The sequence below is a fragment of the Luteibacter sp. PvP120 genome, from assembly GCF_054055715.1.
In genome coordinates this window covers 1-17,603 of the sequence record NZ_JBSRXP010000016.1, presented here as the reverse complement: position 1 = coordinate 17,603, position 17,603 = coordinate 1, and the positions used below count along the sequence as shown (strand labels likewise).

The following is a 17,603-nucleotide window of genomic DNA, read 5'->3' as shown; positions in this document are numbered from 1 at the left end:
CATGCGCAAACTGCTCATCACCCTCAACGCCATGGTCCGCGATCAGACTCCATGGCACGGAACGGTAGAGGCCTGAAAAAGACAGTTGCTCCTACCCGCGGCAAGCCCCAGCCCCGCGCAGACGGGTCACATCGTGAAACGGATGTTCTCGTCCGCGCGGAGGGTGCTGTGGGCCTCGAGGTATTTCTCGCGGCTGGGGGCGACGAAGCTCACCGTGACCGACTGGTAGTTGCCGGCGGGGGTGAGCTTGGTGGACAGGGTCTCGTGGAGCACTTCCAGGCCGATGCCGTGCAGCAACGCCGGGATGTGCTTGTCGAGGCCGGCGGCGGCGTTGCCGATCGCCGTGATCTCGAACTCGCCCGGGAACTGGAAGCCCTTGCCGTCCTTCTGTGCGTCGCTGAAGTCGATCTCGCGCATGGCCGGATGCCCTCTTACTTCTTGTCGCCGTCGCTGTGGAACCACAGCATGATGGTGTCCCACAGGCGGGAGAAGAAGCCGCCTTCGGGCGCATCGTTCAGTGCCACCAGGGGCGCCGTGAGCACCGGCTGGCCATCGAGCGTCACGCGCAGCGTGCCGACCTGCTGGCCCTTCTTGAACGGGGCGATCAGCGTGGTGGGAATGTCGAGGTTGGCCTTGAGCTTGTCGTAGTCGCCGCGCTTTACGGAGACCAGCGCGTCTTCCGTGAGGCCCAGCGGCACGGTGTTCTCGGCACCCTTCCACAGCTTGGGCGTGGCCAGCGGCTTGTTGGCCTCGTAGAGCTTGTGGCTTTCGTAGAAGCGGAAGCCGTAGTTGAGCAGCGCCAGCGCGGCGTCCGCGCGACCCTTCTCGCTGCTGGCGCCCATGATGATGGCGATCATGCGGGCGTCGCCCTGCTTGGCGGACGCGGCCAGGCAATAGCCGGCAGCGGCGGTATGGCCGGTCTTGATGCCGTCCACCGTGTTGTCGCGCCACAGCAGCAGGTTGCGGTTGTGCTGCTTGATGCCGTTCCACTCGAACTCCTTCACGGCCGAGATCGCGTAGTCCTCGGGGAAGTCGTGGATCAGGGCGCGGGAGAGGATCGCGATGTCGTGCGCGGTCGTGTAGTGATTGGCCACCGGGTAGCCGGAGGCGTTCTGGAACTGCGAATGCGTCATGCCGATCTGCTTGGCATAGGCGTTCATCAGGTTGGCGAACGCCGGCTCGGAGCCCGCGGTGTGCTCGGCCAGTGCGATGGCGGCATCGTTGCCCGACTGGATGATCATGCCGAAGAGCAGGTCTTTCAGCGGCACCTGGCTGTTGAGCTTGAGGAAGCTGGTGGAGCCGTCGGTGCTGGCACCGCCGCCACGCCAGGCGTTCTCGCTGATGGTGACCGGATCGGTCATGTGGATCTTGCCGTTACCGAGTTCGGCCGACACCACGTAGTCCGTCATGATCTTGGTGATGGACGCCGGCTCGAGCTGCACGTCCATGTCCTTGGACGCGATGATCTGCCCCGTGTTGTAGTCCATGAGCACCCAGCTCTTGCCCTCGACTTCCGGCGGCGGCGGCACCGGCGCCTCGGGCACCGCCGGGCGGGGCACGACGGTCGGACGGGGGGGCTGCTGCGCAGCGACGCCCGCGACGAGCGCGGCGGCGGCGAAGGCAAGGAGGGAGCGGGGCAGGAGCTTCATCGTTTCAACGGTCCAGTGAAATGCAAAAAAAGAAGGTCAGTCTACCGCGACCGACGGACGGGGCAGACCCATGCCGGCGATCTGGTCGGTCACGCGATCGGCGGTGTCGACGTCGGCCAGCGGCCCGACGCGAACGCGGCGCACACTGCGGCCGCCCACGGCGGTCTCGATGACACTGACCGGCCCGAGGCCGGCCTTGTTCAACTGCTCGGCCACCCGGTTGGCGTTGGCCGCGTCGGAAAACGCGCCGACCTGGAGGTAGATGGTGGGTTTGCCGGGAATGGCGGCCGTGATCGGCCCCTGGGCGGCGCCTGCGGACACGCCGGTGGCGCCCGCGGCGGCACTGCCGGCCGGCGCCTTCCACGGCACGGTGCCGGAGGGCCGGCTGGCCGTGCCACGGGACGCCGACGAGCCCGCCGCGGCAGCGCCCGTCGTGGTCACCCCTGTACCCCTGGTGGCACCCGTGCCGGTACCGGCGCCCGCCAATGGCGGCAGGGCTTCCGCCGGCGAGATGCCGGTCATGCCTGGCACGTGGTTCTCGTCGTCGTTGCCGGTGGACGCCGCGCCGGTCGCCGGCGTGGCGCCGCTGACCGGCCGGGCGCTGCCCACCGCGGCGTTCCCGACCACGGCGCCACCCACGGGCGCGCTCCCCACGGGCGCGGCAATCGCCGAGGACGGCGGCCGGGTCACGGCGCGCTCTGGGGTCGGCGCGGTGCGTGCGCCCACCGGCACGGCCGCGACGAACCGCCCCGCAGGCGGCGGTGGCGCGGTGATCGGCGCGGGCTTGGGCGCCGTGTTGACGTACGGCGCCCCGCGATCGCTGTTGGCCTCCGTCGGATCGATGGCGCGGACCTCGACCAGGCCGGTGCCCTTGGGCCACACGCCGATCTTGACGGCGGCGGCGAAGGAAAGATCGATGATGCGGTTCTCGTGGAACGGGCCGCGATCGTTGATGCGCACGATCACGCTCTTGCCGTTCTCGAGGTTGGTGACCCGCGCATAGCTGGGCAGCGGCAGCGTCTTGTGCGCGCCCGAGAACTGGTACATGTCGTATTCCTCCAGGCTGGAGGTCTTGTAGCCGTGAAACTTGTTGCCGTAGAACGAGGCGATACCGCGCTCCACGTAACCGCGCGGGGTCGGCAGCACGTTGTAGGTCTGGCCCAGCACGGAATAAGGGGTCTTGTTGCCGTAGATCGACCGCGGCTCCACCTTCGGCACCGGCTCGGGCAGCTTGCTGACGTCCGGGATCTCGGTGGGCACGCTGTCGGCACGCGAGCGATACCGCGAACCCTGCGACTTGCGGATATCGTCGTAACCACCCCGCGACGACGAAGACGACGACGAACCCCCGCCGCTGCTACCCCGCGACGCCGGCCGCGTGTTCTTCCCCCCGCCACACGCCGACAACAGCACCGCCATAAACACCACCAAGCAGAACCGCCACCCGGTAGGAGCCCACGATGTGGGCGATCCCAAGGCCACGAGCGACCCCAAAGCCACAGGCGATCCCCAACCGGTAGGCGATCCCAACGACGGCACCCCCTCCCTCATCGCGGCGCAGCACCACCCGCCCGCTCGCGGATCGCCTGGGCGAGCTGGTTCACGGCCATGGCATACATGGGACTGCGGTTGTACGTGGTGATGACGTAGAAGTTCTGGAAGGTCAGCCAGTATTCGTCCCCGGCCGGCCCATCCAGCCGAACCAGTTGGGCCTCACGCCCCGGATTGAGGTGCTGCACCGGAGCGAAGCCATCGGCCACGAACGATTCCACCGGCGCGACGGGACGCCAGTCCTTGGGAACCTCCGGCGCGGCCACACGGCCATCCGGCTGCACGCGCGCGGCCACCGGGCCGCCCCGCTCCCAGCCGTGCTCGACGAAATAATTGGCGATGCTGGCGAAGATGTCGCCCATCGAGCCCTTCATGTCGATGCGGCCGTCGTGGTCGTAGTCCACACCCCAGTCGCGAATGGACGAAGGCATGAACTGGCCCCAGCCCTGGGCACCCGCGTAGGAGCCCGTCAGCGTGTCGATCGGGCCACCGAGGTGGTGGGGCGGCAGCTCCAGCAGGGTCTTCAGCTGCTCGCGGAAGAACGGCGCGCGCTTGGGGTAATAGAAGGCCAGGGTGCTGAGCGCGTCGATGACTTTCCACTTGCCTGTGTTCTTGCCGTAGAACGTCTCGACGCCGACGATGGCCACGATGTATTCCGGCGGCACGCCGTACTTGCGACCGATGCCGTCCAGCAGGGCGCGATGTTCCTCGTAGAACGCGGCGCCCGCGGCGATCCGCTGCTCGGTCAGGAAGATGGGGCGGTAATCGCGCCACGGCTTGCCCTCGGCGGGGCGGCTGATCGCATCGAGGATCGCCTGCTGTTTCTTCGCGTTGTCCAGCAACGCGTTCAGCGACGCGGGGCTCTTGCCCGTGTCCTTGGCCACCTCGCGGACCAGTGCGTCCTGGCCGGGATGCGTCTCCGCATGCGCCGACGCGGCAAACAGCAGGGGGAAGGCGATCAACGCGCCGGCGAGGCGCGGAAGACGACGTACGGGGCGTGCGCAGCGCGCTGTCAGGGCTTCATCCATGCACCGAAGCGTAACACGCGGTCGTGACGCGTCCGGGGCAGGCCTGGGCCACTGTTCAGCCATCAATCGTGCAACTTGCGGTTCGCATGGATCGACATCAGCACGCCGAATCCGGTGAGCAGCGACACGGCCGAGGTGCCGCCGTAACTGACCAGGGGCATCGGCACGCCGACCACCGGCAGGATGCCCGCCACCATGCCGCCGTTGACCGCCACGTACACGAAGAAGCTCATGCCGATGGCGCCGGCGAGCAGGCGCGAATAGGTGTCGCGCGCGTTCATCGCGATCCACAGGCAGCGGCCGATGATGAACGCGTACAGCAGCATGATGCCGATGACGCCGATCAGCCCGAACTCCTCGGAAAACACCGCGAAGATGAAGTCGGTGGTGTGCTCGGGCAGGAACTCCAGGCGCGACTGCGTGCTGTGCTGCCAGCCCTTGCCGAACACGCCGCCGGAGCCGACGGCGATCTTCGACTGGATGATGTGCCAGCCGTTGCCCAGTGGGTCGGATTCCGGATCGAGCAGCGTGCGCACGCGGTTGCGCTGGTATTCGTGCAGGAACTGCCAGGCCACCGGAATGGCTCCGCCCACCGCGCCCACGATCAGGCCGATGCGCCACCAGGCCATGCCGGAAAGGAACAGCGCGAACGCGCCCGCGCCGGCCACCAGCAGCGCGGTGCCCAGGTCGGGCTGTTCCGCGATCAGGCCGGCTGGCACCGCGATCAGCAGGCCTACCACCACGATGTCTTTCCAGCTCGGCGGCAGCTGGCGCGGGTGCAGGTACCACGCCACCATCATCGGCATGGTCAGCTTGAGCAGTTCGGACGGCTGGAAGCGCATCACGCCCAGGTCCAGCCAGCGGTAGGCGCCCCTGCCCTCGCCCAGCACGGCCACCACCACCAGCAGCGCGGTGCTGCCCATGTATAGCCACGGTGTCCACGAGCGCAGCACCGGCGGCGGAATGCGGGAGATGACCAGCAGCAGCACGCCGCCCAGCGCGAAGCGCGCCGCCTGCCCCGTCACCAGACTGACATTGGCGTTGCCCGCGCTGTACAGCGTGGTCAGGCCCACGCCCGCCAGCACCATCAGCGCCAGCAGCAGGGGAATATCCAGGCGCGGCCGGCTGATCAGGCGCAGGCCGAAACGCTTCATGCGCAGGGTGAGGTTATCGAAGGCGCTCACTGGTCCTCACCGTTGTCGTCGGGGGGTGGTGCGCTGCTGGCGCCATCGGCGGGCTGGACGCCCTGCACGGGGGACGCCTCGGGATGCTCGTCCGGATGGGCATCCGGCGACGCGTCGGGCGGTGCGTCGGAGGTGACGATCGGGCCCGGCGGCAGATCGGACGGGCGTGGGCCGCCCTCGTCCACCACCCACTGGTCGAGGATCTTGCGCGCGATGGGGCCGGAGTCCGCGGCGCCCCAGGCACCGGCTTCGAGCACCACGGCCACCGAGATGCGTGGCGCGTCGGCCGGCGTGTAGGCGATGAAGAGCGCGCGGTGCCGCGAGGCGAGATACGCGGTGTTCTTGTTCTCGTTGTAGGCGTTGGTGGTGCGGGAAAAGCGCTCCGCCGTACCGCTCTTGCCGGCGATCAGGTAGGGAAACCCAATGCCCAGCTTCTTGCCGGTGCCCGCACCGGAGTTGATCACGGCCTTCATGCCGTCGTTGACGGCTTCCCAGTCCGCCCGCTTCCGGATGACCGACGGCCCGGTGGGCGGAAAAGGCTGGCGCACGCGCGGGCTGTCCACGCCGTTCTGCGTATCGAGAAGAAAATGAGGTGTGTATGGAACGCCGAATCCGGCGAACGTCGCAGTGGCATGGGCCAACTGCAGCGGCGTCACCGCCCAGTAGCCCTGGCCGATGCCGGCGATGATTGTCTCGCCGGGGTACCAGCCGGCCTTGCTGCGCGTAGCCTTCCATTCGCGCGACGGAAGGATGCCGGGCACCTCGCCGATCAGGTCGATACCGGTCTTCTTGCCGAAGCCCAGGCTGCCCATCCACTGCGACAGGCGATCGATGCCCATGTCCAGGGCCAGGCGATAGAAATACGTATTGGTTGAATGCTCGATCGCGCCAATCATATTGACCGTACCGTTGCCGCCGCGTACGTCGTCGCGGTAACAGCGCGACTGCCCCGGGATGCAGAACTCGCCCGTGGACAGCACCGTGTCCGACGGCCGGCGGATGCCCATGGTCAGTCCACCCAGCGCCAGGAACGGCTTTACCGTGGAGCCGGGCGGATACACGCCGCGCAGCGCGCGGTTGTACAGCGGCTTGTCGGGCGAGGTGGTCAGCGCCTTGTAGTCGGCCGAGCTGATGCCGTTGACGAACAGGTTGGGGTCGAAGCTGGGCACGCTGGCGAAGGCCAGCACCTGCCCGTTGCGCGGATCGATGGCGATGGCCGCACCGGAGCGTCCGTTCAGGCCGTCCTCCGCGGCCTTCTGCAGGCGCACGTCGATGCTCAGGTAGATGTTCTTGCCCGGCGTCGGCGGCGTGGTGTCCAGCACCGCCTGCGTGCGCCCGTCGGCGTTCACCTCGACCAGCTCGTAGCCGGGCGCGCCATGCAGCAGTTTTTCGTAGGAACGCTCGATGCCGATGCGGCCGATATGCGTGGTGCCCTTGTAGCTGGCCTCCTCGTCCTCGTCCATGCGGGCCAGGTCGTCCACGTCGATGCGGCTGACATAGCCGATGACATGGGCCAGCGACGCGCCCAGCGGGTAACGCCGGGTGAGGTAGGGCACCACGTCCACGCCGGGGAAGCGCCATCGGTTGACGTCGAAGCGGCCGATCTCGTCCTCGGTCAGCTTGAGCTTCAGCGGCACGCCCTCGAAGCGCCGGCTGCCCTTCACCTGCTTGCGGAAGGTGGCGATGTCCTCGTCGCTCAGCGGCACGATGGCACCGAGGTTGGCCAGCATGGTGTCCATGTCGGCCACCTGTTCCGGCGTCACTTCCAGGCGAAAGGCCGGCACGTTATCGGCCAGCAGCACACCGTTGCGGTCGAAGATCAGCCCGCGGGCCGGCGGGATCGCGCGCGGCTTTACCCGGTTCTGCTCCGAGCGCGCGGCGAACTCGTCGTGGTGGTTCACCTGCAGGTTGACGTACTGGCAGCACACGGCGACCAGCCCGGCCAGGATCAGCGCGAACCCGGCCAGGGCACGGCGCCGGAACAGCGCCACCTCGCCCCGCACTTCCTTGATGGAGGCGCGCCGCTTCATGTCTCGTGGATGCGCAGCCGGGCGCGGAGGTCGTCCAGGATCAGGAACACGAACGGCCACAGCGCTGCGCCCACCAGCGGCGAGATCCAGTATTCCGCCGGCGGCGCCGGGTCGCCACCGAGTACGCGGATCAGCAGCAGCAACACGCGGTCGTTGAGCAACAGGCCCAGCACGGCCAGCGACTGCTGCCACATGGGGAAGAAGCGCAGGCGCGAGCGGAAGCGCAGCGCGATGAACACCATGGCGGTCAGGCGCAGGGCCTGTTCGCCCAGCAGCACGCCGTCGAACAGGTCGGCGCCCACGCCCAGGCAGAACGCCATGCCCAGCGTCACCCGGTCACCCGATTGCAGGCACCAGTACAGCAGCACCAGCGCCGGCCAGTAGGGCTTGAACGGCGTCAACGGCCCGGGCAGCGGGATCAGCATCAGGAACAGCGACAGCAGCAGCGTGGCGGCGAACCACAGCTGGCGAACCCGGATGCGGTTCATGGCGTGCTCCCCGTGGACGCGGCGTGCGCGGGTACGCGGCTGGCGGTCGGCGAGGTGACCGACGGCAACGTCGGCGCCGCGGCGGCCGGTGTCGCGGGAGCCGCATTGGGGTCGGGCGCCAGGCTATTCGACGGACCGACGTTCGGGGCGAGCGGCGGCGGCCCGGCCGGCTCGGCCAGGTCGTGCAGCAGCAGCACGTCCTCGCTGCGATCCAGGTCGGCGGCGGGCTTGGCCTGCGCCGAGAGGAACGTGCCGGACGGCGTCTGCGCCACGTCGCGGATCTCTCCCACCGGAAAGCCGGGCGGAAAACGACCGCCCAGGCCGGAGGTGACCAGCTTGTCGCCGGCCTGCACGTCCGCCGAGACGGGGATGGTCGGAAGGGTCAGCATGTCGCCCGCGCGCGAGCCGTAGGCCACGGTACGCAGCCCGGTGCGCTCGATGGTGACGGGAATGGCGTGGTTGGGATCGGTGATCAGCATGGCCACCGAGGTGGTGGGCATCACGTCGACGATCTGGCCCATCACCCCGCGGGCGTCGATCACCACCTGGCCTTGCCGCACCTTGTCGCGCGCGCCCAGGTTGAGCACGATCCGGTGCCGGAACGGCCCCAGGTCCACGCCGACCAGGCGGGCCAGTTGGACGTTGAGCGACAGGCTGTGCTGGGTGTCCAGCAATTCCTTCAGGCGCTGGTTCTGCTCGGCCACCGAGGCCATGCGGTTGAGCTTGGCGTTGGCCAGCAGCAGGTCTTCACGCAGCCGCTGGTTCTGCTCGGTCAGGCGCTGGCGGTCGGCGAACGCCACCGTGGCCGCCTGGAAACCCTGCGACGGCAGGCCGGCGATCCGGTAGATGGGCTCGATGACGATGGACAGGCCATAGCGCACGTTGCCCAGCCACCCGCCCCGATGGTCCAGGACCATCAGCACGCAGGCCAGAGCCAGGTAGACGATCAGGCGCAGCGTTCCCGCCACGCCCGGTGCGAACAGCGGCGACGATTCGTCGCGATTGAGGGCCATGGTTCAGCGCGCTCCGGCCAAAGCGCCGCGCGCGGCCGCCATCATTCGAACGCGAAGAAGTCGCTGCCGTGCTGGTCGATCATCTCCAGGGCCTTGCCGCCGCCGCGCGCCACGCAGGTGAGCGGGTCGTCGGCGACCTGCACGTGCAGGCCGGTTTCCTCGGAGATCAGGCGATCCAGATCGCGCAGCAGCGCGCCGCCGCCGGTGAGCACGATGCCGCGCTCGGCCACGTCGGAGCAGAGCTCCGGCGGGGTCTGTTCCAGCGCCGCCTTGACCGCCGCCACGATGCCGGACAGCGGCTCGTGCAGGGCTTCCAGCACCTCGTTGGAGTTGATGGTGAACATGCGCGGCACGCCCTCGGCGAGGTTGCGGCCGGAGATTTCCATCTCCCGCACTTCGCTCTGGGGGAACGCGCAGCCCACTTCGAGCTTGATCCGCTCGGCGGTGGACTCACCGATCAGCGTGCCGTGGTTGCGGCGCACGTAGTTGATGATGGCTTCGTCGAAGCGATCGCCGCCCACGCGCACGGACTGCGAGTAGACGATGCCGTTGAGCGAGATGACCGCGACCTCGGAGGTGCCGCCACCGATATCCAGCACCATCGAGCCACGGGCCTCGTGCACCGGGATGCCGGCACCGATCGCGGCGGCCATCGGCTCCTCGATCAGGAAGACGTCACGGGCGCCGGCGCCTTCGGCCGATTCCTTGATGGCGCGACGCTCCACCTGGGTGGACCCGCAGGGCACGCAGACCAGCACGCGCGGGCTGGGCCGCAGCATGCGTGAGCGGTGCACCTGCTTGATGAAGTGCTGCAGCATCGCTTCGGTCATGGTGAAGTCGGCGATGACGCCGTCCTTCATCGGGCGGACCGTGGCGATGTTGCCGGGGGTGCGGCCGAGCATGCGCTTGGCGTCGCCACCCACGGCGGCGACGGTACGGGGACCACCGGGGCCACGATCCTGGCGGATGGCCACGACGGACGGCTCATTCAGGACGATGCCCTGTCCACGAACGTAGATGAGCGTATTCGCCGTGCCGAGATCGATGGAGATGTCGTTCGAAAAGAGTCCGCGGAACTTCTTAAACATGTGCGGCGGGCGCCCGTTGCGGCAAAAAGTAAGCATGGAAGTCTAGATTGGCGCCCTCCCCCACGCAAGGGCGAAGCGGAGGCGAAGAAGTTAAGAAAGTCTTGTAAGTCCGAAGGATGCGAGCGGAAGCTGCGGCATTCCCGTAATTCTGTACGTGTTGGCCTGTCGCCTAAGGCGACGAATTTGGGTACGATCCGTCGGTTTGCCGAACCCCTCGCGTTCGGCGCTCGCGGCGGCCGGTTCACGGTCGTGCCATCACATCCTTCAGGGTTGCCCAACGCATGACTGCCGTTATCTGCGGATCGCTCGCCTACGACACCATCATGGTGTTCCAGGACCAGTTCAAGAACCACATCATTCCGGATCAGGTCCACATCCTGAACGTGTCTTTCCTGGTGCCGGCCATGCGTCGCGAGTTCGGCGGCTGCGCGGGCAACATCGCCTACAACCTGAAGCTGCTGGGCGGCGAGCCGATGCCGGTGGCCACGGTCGGCCAGGACTTCGCGCCCTACCGCGCGCACCTGGAGAAATTCGGCATCCGCCTCGACGGCGTGCGCCAGTTCGACGACCAGTTCACCCCGCAGTGCTTCATCACCACGGACCTGGACAACAACCAGATCACGGCCTTCCATCCCGGTGCGATGTCCAGCGCGCACGAGAACCACGTGCGCGACATCCCGGACTACCAGTTCGGCATCGTCGCGCCGGACGGCCGCGAAGCCATGCTGCAGCACGTGGACGAGTTCGCCGCCCGCGGCGTGCCCTTCATCTTCGACCCGGGCCAGGCGATGCCGCTGTTCAACGGCGACGAGTTCCGCTCGATGATCGAGAAGTCCACGTACGTCATCGTCAACGACTACGAGTCGCAGCTGCTGCAGCAGCGCACCGGCTGGAACGCCGCGGACATCGCCTCGAAGGTCACCGCGTACATCGTCACGCAGGGCCCGCGCGGTTCGCAGATCCACGTCAACGGCGAAACGATCGAGATCCCGCCCGCCCGCGAGCACAAGGTGGTCGATCCCACCGGCTGCGGCGACGCGTACCGCGCCGGCCTCATCTTCGGCATCATGAAGGGCTACGACTGGCCCACCGTCGGCAAGATGGCCTCGCTGATGGGCGCGCTAAAGGTCGAGCACCCGGGCACGCAGAACCAGTACTTCACGTACGATCAGTTCGCCGCGGAGTTCGAAAGCCAGTTCGGTTACACGCTGGGCTGAGGCGCCAATGGGTGGCTTTTCGCGCACATCGTGCGCTCCTACATGGTCTGTGGCACGCCAGACGGTACGTGCGTTTGTAGGAGCCCACGATGTGGGCGATGGATGTGAGCGATGAACGTTACCGCATAACCCATCGCGCACATCGTGCGCTCCTACAAGATCCATCGCACGCCAAACCCCACGCGCTCCTGTAGGAGCCCACGATGTGGGCGATGCACCATTCCGCAAGCCAAACGATACGTGCCTCTGTAGGAGCCCACGATGTGGGCGACAATCGCAAAGCCTCAATTCCGCGGCTTGAACCCCATCGTGGCGGTGACGGCCTGCTTCCACCCTTCATACAGATCGTCGCGCGTTTCCTTGGTCATCCCGGGCTTGAACTCGCGATCGACAGCCCAGCGCTTGGCGATGTCCGCACGATCCTTCCAGAAACCCACAGCCAGGCCGGCAAGATAGGCCGCACCCTGCGCGGTGGTCTCTTGCACCTTCGGGCGCAGTACGGTCACGTCGAGGATGTCGGCCTGGAACTGGGCCATGAAGTCGTTGGCGATAGCGCCACCGTCGGCGCGCAGTTCCTTCAGTTCGATGCCCGAGTCGATCTGCATCGCTTCCAGCACGTCGCGGGTCTGGTAGGCCATGGATTCCAGCGCGGCACGGATGAACTGCTCCTTGGTGGTGCCGCGTGACAGGCCGAACACCGCGCCGCGCACGTCGCTTCGCCAATAGGGCGCACCCAGGCCGACGAAGGCCGGCACGAAGTACACGCCATCGTTGTCCTTGGCGCGCTCGGCATACGACTGCGAATCCGCCGCCTTGCCCAGCATGCGCAGGCCGTCGCGCAGCCACTGGATGACCGAGCCGGCCACGAAGATGCTGCCTTCCAGCGCGTATTCCACTTTGCCGTCGACGCCCCACGCGATGGTGGTAAGCAGGCCGTTCTTCGAACGGACGGCTTTCTCGCCGGTGTTCATCAGCATGAAGCAGCCGGTGCCGTAGGTGTTCTTGGCCAGGCCGGGCTCGAAGCAGGCCTGGCCGAACAACGCCGCCTGCTGGTCGCCCGCGATGCCGGCGATCGGCACTTCACGACCGAAGAAATGCTTGGCCAGCGTGTTGCCGTACACCTCGCTGGACGACTTCACTTCCGGCAGCATGGCGCGCGGCACGTTGAGCATCGTCAGCAGTTCGTCGTCCCACTCGCGCTTGTAGATGTCGTACATCAGCGTGCGCGAGGCGTTGGTGTAGTCGGTGACGTGCACCTTGCCGCCGGTAAGGTTCCAGATCACCCAGGTATCGATGGTGCCGAACAGCAGCTCGCCCGCTTCGGCACGCGCCTGCGCACCCTCCACGTGGTCGAGGATCCAGCGAACCTTGGTGCCGGCGAAATAGGCGTCGATCAGCAGGCCGGTCTTCTCGCGCACCATCTCGTCATGGCCGGCGGCCTTGAGCTTCTCGCAGATGTCGGCGGTCTGCCGCGACTGCCACACGATGGCGTTGTAGATCGGCTGGCCGGTCTTCTTGTCCCACACCACCGCCGTCTCGCGCTGGTTGGTGATGCCGATGCCCTCGATGCAGCTGGCATCGATGCCGGAGCTGCTGATGACTTCGGTCATCGTCGACAGCACGCTGGTCATGATCTCGCGCGGGTTGTGCTCCACCCAGCCCGGCTGCGGGAATATCTGCGGGAACTCGCGCTGCGCCGTGCCGGCGATGTTGCCGTCGTGATCGAACAGGATGGTGCGCGAGCTGGTGGTGCCCTGGTCGATGGCGAGGATGTATTTCTGCTTGTCCATCTGGGGCCTCACTGAATGGTCGAATGGGAAGAGGTGCCACGCGCCGCGGCCTGGCGTGCTTCTTCGAGCGCACGCTGGCGGGCCGGCAGGAACGGATGGATCAGCAGCTGGTACGCACCACCACCGACCACGCCGCCGATCAGCGGGCCGACGATCGGCACCCACCAGTAGTTATCCGGCGACGGCAGGGCGGACGAACCCCAACCGGCGAAGTAGGCGAACAGGCGCGGGCCGAAGTCGCGCGCCGGGTTGATCGCCCACGCTTCCAGGTAACCCATCGACGCACCGATGGTGGCCACCAGCAGGCCGATGATCAGCGCACCGTTGTTGGCGCCCGGGGCGGTCTCGTTGTACTGCTCGGTGATGGCGAAGATGCCGAACAGCAGGAAGGCGGTGAGGATGATCTGGTCAGTCAGCGCATGCATGGGCGTGACGGCCAGGCCCGGATGCGTGAAGAACACGCCAGCGGCGCCGCCGGCTTCACGGGTGAGGTTGTGCGTGGCGTTGAAGTGATCGATCACCGGCCCGAACAGGGCGTAGACGATGGCCGCACCGAGGAACGCGCCGATCACCTGCGCGATCCAGTAAGGCACCACCTTCTTCCACGAGAAGTTGCGGAAGACGGCCAGCGCCAGGGTCACCGCCGGATTGGCGTGCGTACCCGACACCGATGCCGTGGCGTAAATCGCGATGGTGACGGCAAGGCCCCACGCAATACACACGCCCCAGTAGGCGTTGAGGTAGGGACTGGGATCGTAGAGCACATACATGCACGCTACGGAATCGCCGAAGGCGATGATGATGAACATCGCCACGGCTTCGGATATCAACTCACCAATATTTTGTCGCATGATCCGTCTCTCCATCGGTTTCATGGCTGGCAGCGCGCTAGCGCTACGGTTGGGTGGCGCGCCCCTGCGGGACCCGCTGATTGAGGTACTCGGTAAGGCGTTGCACGTCGTCCTTGCCGACATGCAGGCCGATCTTGCTGCGACGCCAGAGGATGTCCTCGGCCTCGGTCGCCCATTCGTGACGGATCAGGTAGTCCACTTCGGCCTGGTAGAGGTCCGCGCCGAAATGCGTGCCCAGCGCCGCCAGGCCATTGGCTTCGCCCAACAGGTCGCGAGCTCGCGTGCCGTACAAGTGTGTCAAGCGCCAGGCAAAGCGTTCGGTCAGCCACGGCCGCGACGCACGGAGATCGTCCGTCAGCGCGTCGATGTCACGCTCGCCACCACCGGGCAGCGGACGGGCATCCGCCGTCCAGGCCGGCTTGTCGTTGCCCAGCAGCGGAGCCAGCTTGTCGACGGCTTCCTCGGCCAGCTTGCGGAACGTGGTCAGCTTGCCGCCGAAGACGTTGAGCAGCGGCGGGCCGTTCTGGTCGATGTCCAGCAGGTAGTCGCGCGTGACTTCCGACGCACTGCCCGATTCGTCCTGCAGGAGGGGCCGCACGCCGCTGTAGCTCCACACGACGTCGTCAGGGGTGAGCTGCTTCTTGAAGTAGCGGTTGGCCGCCTCGCAGAGGTACTGGATTTCCTCGGCATCGATCTTGGGCTTCGACGGGTCGGCCTTGTATTCGATATCCGTGGTGCCGACCAGCGTGAAGTCGCGCTCGTACGGAATGGCGAACACGATGCGACGATCCGGCTGCTGGAAGATGTAGGCGTAACGGTGATCGTAGATCTTCGGCACGACGATGTGGCTGCCCTTGATCAGGCGCAGCGAGTGCGAATGCTTCAGGTGGGCCACGTCGTCGAGGAAGCTGGCGGCCCAGGGCCCCGCCGCATTGACCAGGGCACGGGCCCTGACGAAGTGACGGCTGCCGTCGCGCGACTCCAGCTCGGCGATCCACCCATCGCCGTCACGGCGCGCGCTCACACAGCGCGTGTGGGTCTCGACCTTGGCGCCACGCTGCACCGCGTCCATCGCGTTGAGCACCACCAGGCGGGCATCCTGCACCCACGCGTCGGAGTACACGAAGCCCACCGAGAAATCGTCACGCATCGGCTCGCCGGTGACATGCTTGGCAAAGCGCACGCGGCGCGAGCCCGGCAGCGTGCGCCGGCCACGGCCCAGATGATCGTAGAGGAACAGCCCGATACGGATCATCCAGGCAGGGCGCAGGTGCGGCTGGTGCGGCAGCACGAAGCGCAGGGGCCAGATGATGTGGGGTGCCGCGCGCAGCAGCACCTCGCGCTCGGCCAGCGCCTTGCCGACCAGGGCGAACTCGAACTGCTCGAGGTAACGCAGACCGCCGTGGATCAGCTTGGTCGACGCACTCGAGGTATGGGACGCCAGATCGTCGCGTTCGCACAGCCACACCGAGAGCCCACGGCCCACGGCGTCACGGGCGATACCGACGCCATTGACGCCGCCGCCCACCACAAGAACATCGACCTGCTCGACCATTGCACCACCCCACTTGGCTGGAGGCGTTGCCCTACCGAAACGAGGACACCCTACGCTCGGGTACGTTCGTTCGCAACGGGCCAGTGGGCCTGACGGAGCGAAAACGAACAATCCATGACTCGGCAGGGCGACACCTGCGTTAAAATGAGCATATTCGAACACAAACGAACATCGCACGCTGCAGTGCAGCGTACGGATGCGTGTTCCCGACGCGGGTAGTACGCAGGAGCGTTGGCAACGGCGGGCTGCAATACGGCCGCCCGCCGCTGATAGGGGGGCTAAACCGATGTTTATGTGGGCCTACGAGGCGCCTTGGCCTCGCGACGGCACGGCCCGGCTCAGTCCGCGACGTAGAGCCGCGTGCCCGCCGCTTCCAGCACAGGCAGCAAGGCCTCGGGCGGCGGCCGGTCGGTAAACCATGCGTCCACACGGCTGAAGTCGCCGAGGCGCACCATGGCGTTACGGCCGATCTTGGTATGGTCGGCGCCGAGGAGCACCTGGCGGGAGTGTTCGATGATGGCCTGGGCCACCCGCACTTCGTGGAAGTCGAAATCCAGCAGGGTGCCGTCGAGCTCGATCCCCGATATACCGATGATGCCGAAGTCGACCTTGAACTGGCGGATCAGCTCGATGGTCGCCTCGCCGGTGACGCCGTGGTCCCGGCCGCGCACCACGCCGCCGGCGACGATCACCTCGAACGTGGGGTTGTCGCTCAGCAGCAGCGCGATATTAAGGTTGTTGGTGATGACACGCAGGTCGCGGTGCTCGAGCAACGCGCGGCCGACTCCCTCGTTCGTGGTGCCCAGGTTGATGAAGAGGGATGAGCCATCCGGGATCTGCCGTGCGATGGCCGCGGCAATGCGGCTCTTTTCCACCGCCTGCAGCGTCTGCCGTGCCGCGTAGGCCACGTTCTCGACACTGCTGGCCGGCACACTGACACCACCGTGGTATCGGCGGATAAGGCCGCCATCGGACAAGAGGTTGAGGTCTCTACGGATCGTCTGCGGCGCCACGTCGAAATGGCTGGCCAGTTCGTCGACACCGACGAAGCCTTCGCGCTGCACGATCGCGACCAGTTCCTCCTGCCTGCGGTTGAGACGTGTATCCATGGCGTTTTCCTTGCTGCACGACGCGCCAACATCATGCCGACTAATCGCGCGGGTGTCATGTTGCACCGGCGATCCACGCAAACCCTTAGCGATTGAACGGACGTTTGCCCATTCAGCGCAGCGCTGATGCCCGTATCCGACATTCGCACGCGACATGGCGGGCGATCCTTATCGCGCAGTGCATGGGCAGTTGCCGTGCACCGTGTAGCGCAACGACAAGCGCGCTATGTCCGCACGCTGCCCACCGATCAGGCGCGCAGCGTATGTTTCGCTTTATAGAAAGGAACCACGTTTGAACTCCGTACGTTTTGCACTTTGTACCCTCGCGTTCGCCGCCACCGCAGCCACGCGTATCCAGGCCCAGGAGGGCGCCTCAGCCACGTCGCGCGTGATGACCGCGCTGCCTTCGCTCGCCGCGGAGGGCCGTGTCCTGCCCACGCCACCGACGGATTTCGCCGTGATGCCGGTGCCTCGCGCACCCGCGCCTGCCCTGTCCAGCATCCGTATCTACGCGGTCGGTTCGACGGCTTGCGGTTGGGAATACACCAACGGCAACAGCAGCACGACCTGTAATCACGGCGGTGGCGAGCTACGCGTGGCGATCATCGAGATCGGCTACGGCGCCAACCCGATCGCGTCGATGAATGGCGGTCAGCTGCCACGCTCAGCCCGCTACGCAAGCACCGGTATCTGCATCACGGGCACGCAGTACACCTGGCCATGCACGCCGGGCCAGACCGTCGTTGGTTGGCTCGACGAGTACAACGTGGACGGTCATGAGTCGGGGTACTTCCAGTACCAGAACACGTCGACCAACGCGCCGTACAACACGCTGCATACGCAGATCAACGTCCTTTGACCGCATAAAACAAAGGCCTCCCCGGGTGGGGAGGCCTTCTGGTCGGTGGCTGGAGCACGTTCGCAATGACGTACTGCAAGTCTTGCGCCTCGCGCAGACAAAAAGAAAACCCGGTCTCAAATGAGACCGGGTTTCCGGGATAAAGCCCCTGGCGGTGACCTACTCTTGCATGGCTTGAGCCACACTACCAT

At 66.6% G+C, this 17,603-nt stretch carries 15 protein-coding genes; 2 read left to right on the top strand and 13 right to left on the bottom strand.

The window, feature by feature from the left end:
- Positions 1-126: 126 nt before the first annotated feature.
- From ACVKN3_RS19245 to ACVKN3_RS19205, 9 genes are all read right to left on the bottom strand, one after another.
- Entirely contained in the window at positions 127-417 is a 291-nt protein-coding gene (locus tag ACVKN3_RS19245) for a DUF493 family protein (protein WP_285406860.1), read from the bottom strand.
- Between the two features lie 14 nt (positions 418-431).
- Positions 432-1,649 carry a D-alanyl-D-alanine carboxypeptidase family protein gene (locus tag ACVKN3_RS19240; RefSeq protein WP_285406863.1) on the bottom strand — a complete coding sequence of 406 codons (1,218 nt, stop codon included), beginning with the start codon at positions 1,647-1,649 and terminating at the stop codon, positions 432-434.
- A 36-nt stretch (positions 1,650-1,685) separates the two neighbouring features.
- Positions 1,686-3,068 carry a septal ring lytic transglycosylase RlpA family protein gene (locus ACVKN3_RS19235; RefSeq protein WP_354517457.1) on the bottom strand — a complete coding sequence of 461 codons (1,383 nt, stop codon included), beginning with the start codon at positions 3,066-3,068 and terminating at the stop codon, positions 1,686-1,688.
- Positions 3,069-3,196: 128 nt separating this feature from the next.
- The gene (gene mltB / locus ACVKN3_RS19230) at positions 3,197-4,228 is read right to left on the bottom strand and encodes a lytic murein transglycosylase B (RefSeq protein ID WP_354517455.1); all 1,032 of its coding nucleotides are present in this window, start codon (positions 4,226-4,228) and stop codon (positions 3,197-3,199) included.
- Positions 4,229-4,290: 62 nt separating this feature from the next.
- Positions 4,291-5,382 (bottom strand): rod shape-determining protein RodA, encoded by a 1,092-nt coding sequence (rodA, locus tag ACVKN3_RS19225; RefSeq protein ID WP_354517462.1) that lies wholly within the window; start codon positions 5,380-5,382, stop codon positions 4,291-4,293.
- Positions 5,383-5,408: 26 nt separating this feature from the next.
- The gene (gene mrdA, locus ACVKN3_RS19220) at positions 5,409-7,442 is read right to left on the bottom strand and encodes a penicillin-binding protein 2 (protein WP_354517452.1); all 2,034 of its coding nucleotides are present in this window, start codon (positions 7,440-7,442) and stop codon (positions 5,409-5,411) included.
- Positions 7,439-7,930, bottom strand: coding sequence for a rod shape-determining protein MreD (gene mreD, locus ACVKN3_RS19215; protein ID WP_036139602.1), 492 nt, complete (start codon positions 7,928-7,930; stop codon positions 7,439-7,441). The genes mrdA and mreD overlap by 4 nt, the downstream gene beginning before the upstream one ends.
- On the bottom strand, positions 7,927-8,943 hold the full coding sequence (gene mreC, locus ACVKN3_RS19210) for a rod shape-determining protein MreC (protein WP_354517450.1): 1,017 nt from the start codon (positions 8,941-8,943) through the stop codon (positions 7,927-7,929). The genes mreD and mreC overlap by 4 nt, the downstream gene beginning before the upstream one ends.
- A 41-nt stretch (positions 8,944-8,984) precedes the next feature.
- Entirely contained in the window at positions 8,985-10,031 is a 1,047-nt protein-coding gene (locus tag ACVKN3_RS19205; RefSeq protein ID WP_036139600.1) for a rod shape-determining protein, read from the bottom strand.
- A gap of 281 nt (positions 10,032-10,312) precedes the next feature.
- Here ACVKN3_RS19205 and ACVKN3_RS19200 point away from each other — a divergent pair, with 281 nt between their 5' ends.
- Positions 10,313-11,248 (top strand): carbohydrate kinase family protein, encoded by a 936-nt coding sequence (locus ACVKN3_RS19200; RefSeq protein ID WP_285406876.1) that lies wholly within the window; start codon positions 10,313-10,315, stop codon positions 11,246-11,248.
- A gap of 284 nt (positions 11,249-11,532) precedes the next feature.
- Here the strand turns inward: ACVKN3_RS19200 and glpK are convergent, their stop codons facing one another.
- The 4 genes from glpK to ACVKN3_RS19180 all read right to left on the bottom strand — a co-directional run bounded on the left by glpK (position 11,533) and on the right by ACVKN3_RS19180 (position 16,553).
- Complete coding sequence (gene glpK, locus ACVKN3_RS19195) at positions 11,533-13,038, bottom strand: glycerol kinase GlpK (RefSeq protein WP_036139595.1); 1,506 nt, start codon at positions 13,036-13,038, stop codon at positions 11,533-11,535.
- An 8-nt stretch (positions 13,039-13,046) separates the two neighbouring features.
- Positions 13,047-13,892 carry an MIP/aquaporin family protein gene (locus ACVKN3_RS19190; protein WP_354517460.1) on the bottom strand — a complete coding sequence of 282 codons (846 nt, stop codon included), beginning with the start codon at positions 13,890-13,892 and terminating at the stop codon, positions 13,047-13,049.
- A gap of 40 nt (positions 13,893-13,932) precedes the next feature.
- A complete protein-coding gene (gene glpD, locus ACVKN3_RS19185; RefSeq protein ID WP_036139593.1) occupies positions 13,933-15,444 on the bottom strand; it encodes a glycerol-3-phosphate dehydrogenase in 1,512 nt (503 codons plus the stop codon).
- A gap of 338 nt (positions 15,445-15,782) precedes the next feature.
- Positions 15,783-16,553, bottom strand: a complete 771-nt coding sequence (locus ACVKN3_RS19180; protein ID WP_285406880.1) for a DeoR family transcriptional regulator — start codon at positions 16,551-16,553, stop codon at positions 15,783-15,785.
- A gap of 292 nt (positions 16,554-16,845) precedes the next feature.
- On the opposite strand from ACVKN3_RS19180, the gene ACVKN3_RS19175 reads away from it, so the two are divergent.
- Complete coding sequence (locus tag ACVKN3_RS19175; protein WP_354517446.1) at positions 16,846-17,412, top strand: YolA family protein; 567 nt, start codon at positions 16,846-16,848, stop codon at positions 17,410-17,412.
- Positions 17,413-17,603 lie beyond the last annotated feature (191 nt).

Excerpts from the sequence above, each read along its gene's own strand:
- ACVKN3_RS19245 (WP_285406860.1), bottom strand. The coding sequence starts at position 417 with ATGCGCGAGATCGACTTCAGCGACGCACAGAAGGACGGCAAGGGCTTC.
- ACVKN3_RS19240 (WP_285406863.1), bottom strand. The coding sequence starts at position 1,649 with ATGAAGCTCCTGCCCCGCTCCCTCCTTGCCTTCGCCGCCGCCGCGCTC.
- ACVKN3_RS19235 (WP_354517457.1), bottom strand. The coding sequence starts at position 3,068 with ATGGCGGTGCTGTTGTCGGCGTGTGGCGGGGGGAAGAACACGCGGCCG.
- mltB (WP_354517455.1), bottom strand. The coding sequence starts at position 4,228 with ATGGATGAAGCCCTGACAGCGCGCTGCGCACGCCCCGTACGTCGTCTT.
- rodA (WP_354517462.1), bottom strand. The coding sequence starts at position 5,382 with ATGAAGCGTTTCGGCCTGCGCCTGATCAGCCGGCCGCGCCTGGATATT.
- mrdA (WP_354517452.1), bottom strand. The coding sequence starts at position 7,442 with ATGAAGCGGCGCGCCTCCATCAAGGAAGTGCGGGGCGAGGTGGCGCTG.
- mreD (WP_036139602.1), bottom strand. The coding sequence starts at position 7,930 with ATGAACCGCATCCGGGTTCGCCAGCTGTGGTTCGCCGCCACGCTGCTG.
- mreC (WP_354517450.1), bottom strand. The coding sequence starts at position 8,943 with ATGGCCCTCAATCGCGACGAATCGTCGCCGCTGTTCGCACCGGGCGTG.
- ACVKN3_RS19205 (WP_036139600.1), bottom strand. The coding sequence starts at position 10,031 with ATGTTTAAGAAGTTCCGCGGACTCTTTTCGAACGACATCTCCATCGAT.
- ACVKN3_RS19200 (WP_285406876.1), top strand. The coding sequence starts at position 10,313 with ATGACTGCCGTTATCTGCGGATCGCTCGCCTACGACACCATCATGGTG.
- glpK (WP_036139595.1), bottom strand. The coding sequence starts at position 13,038 with ATGGACAAGCAGAAATACATCCTCGCCATCGACCAGGGCACCACCAGC.
- glpD (WP_036139593.1), bottom strand. The coding sequence starts at position 15,444 with ATGGTCGAGCAGGTCGATGTTCTTGTGGTGGGCGGCGGCGTCAATGGC.
- ACVKN3_RS19180 (WP_285406880.1), bottom strand. The coding sequence starts at position 16,553 with ATGGATACACGTCTCAACCGCAGGCAGGAGGAACTGGTCGCGATCGTG.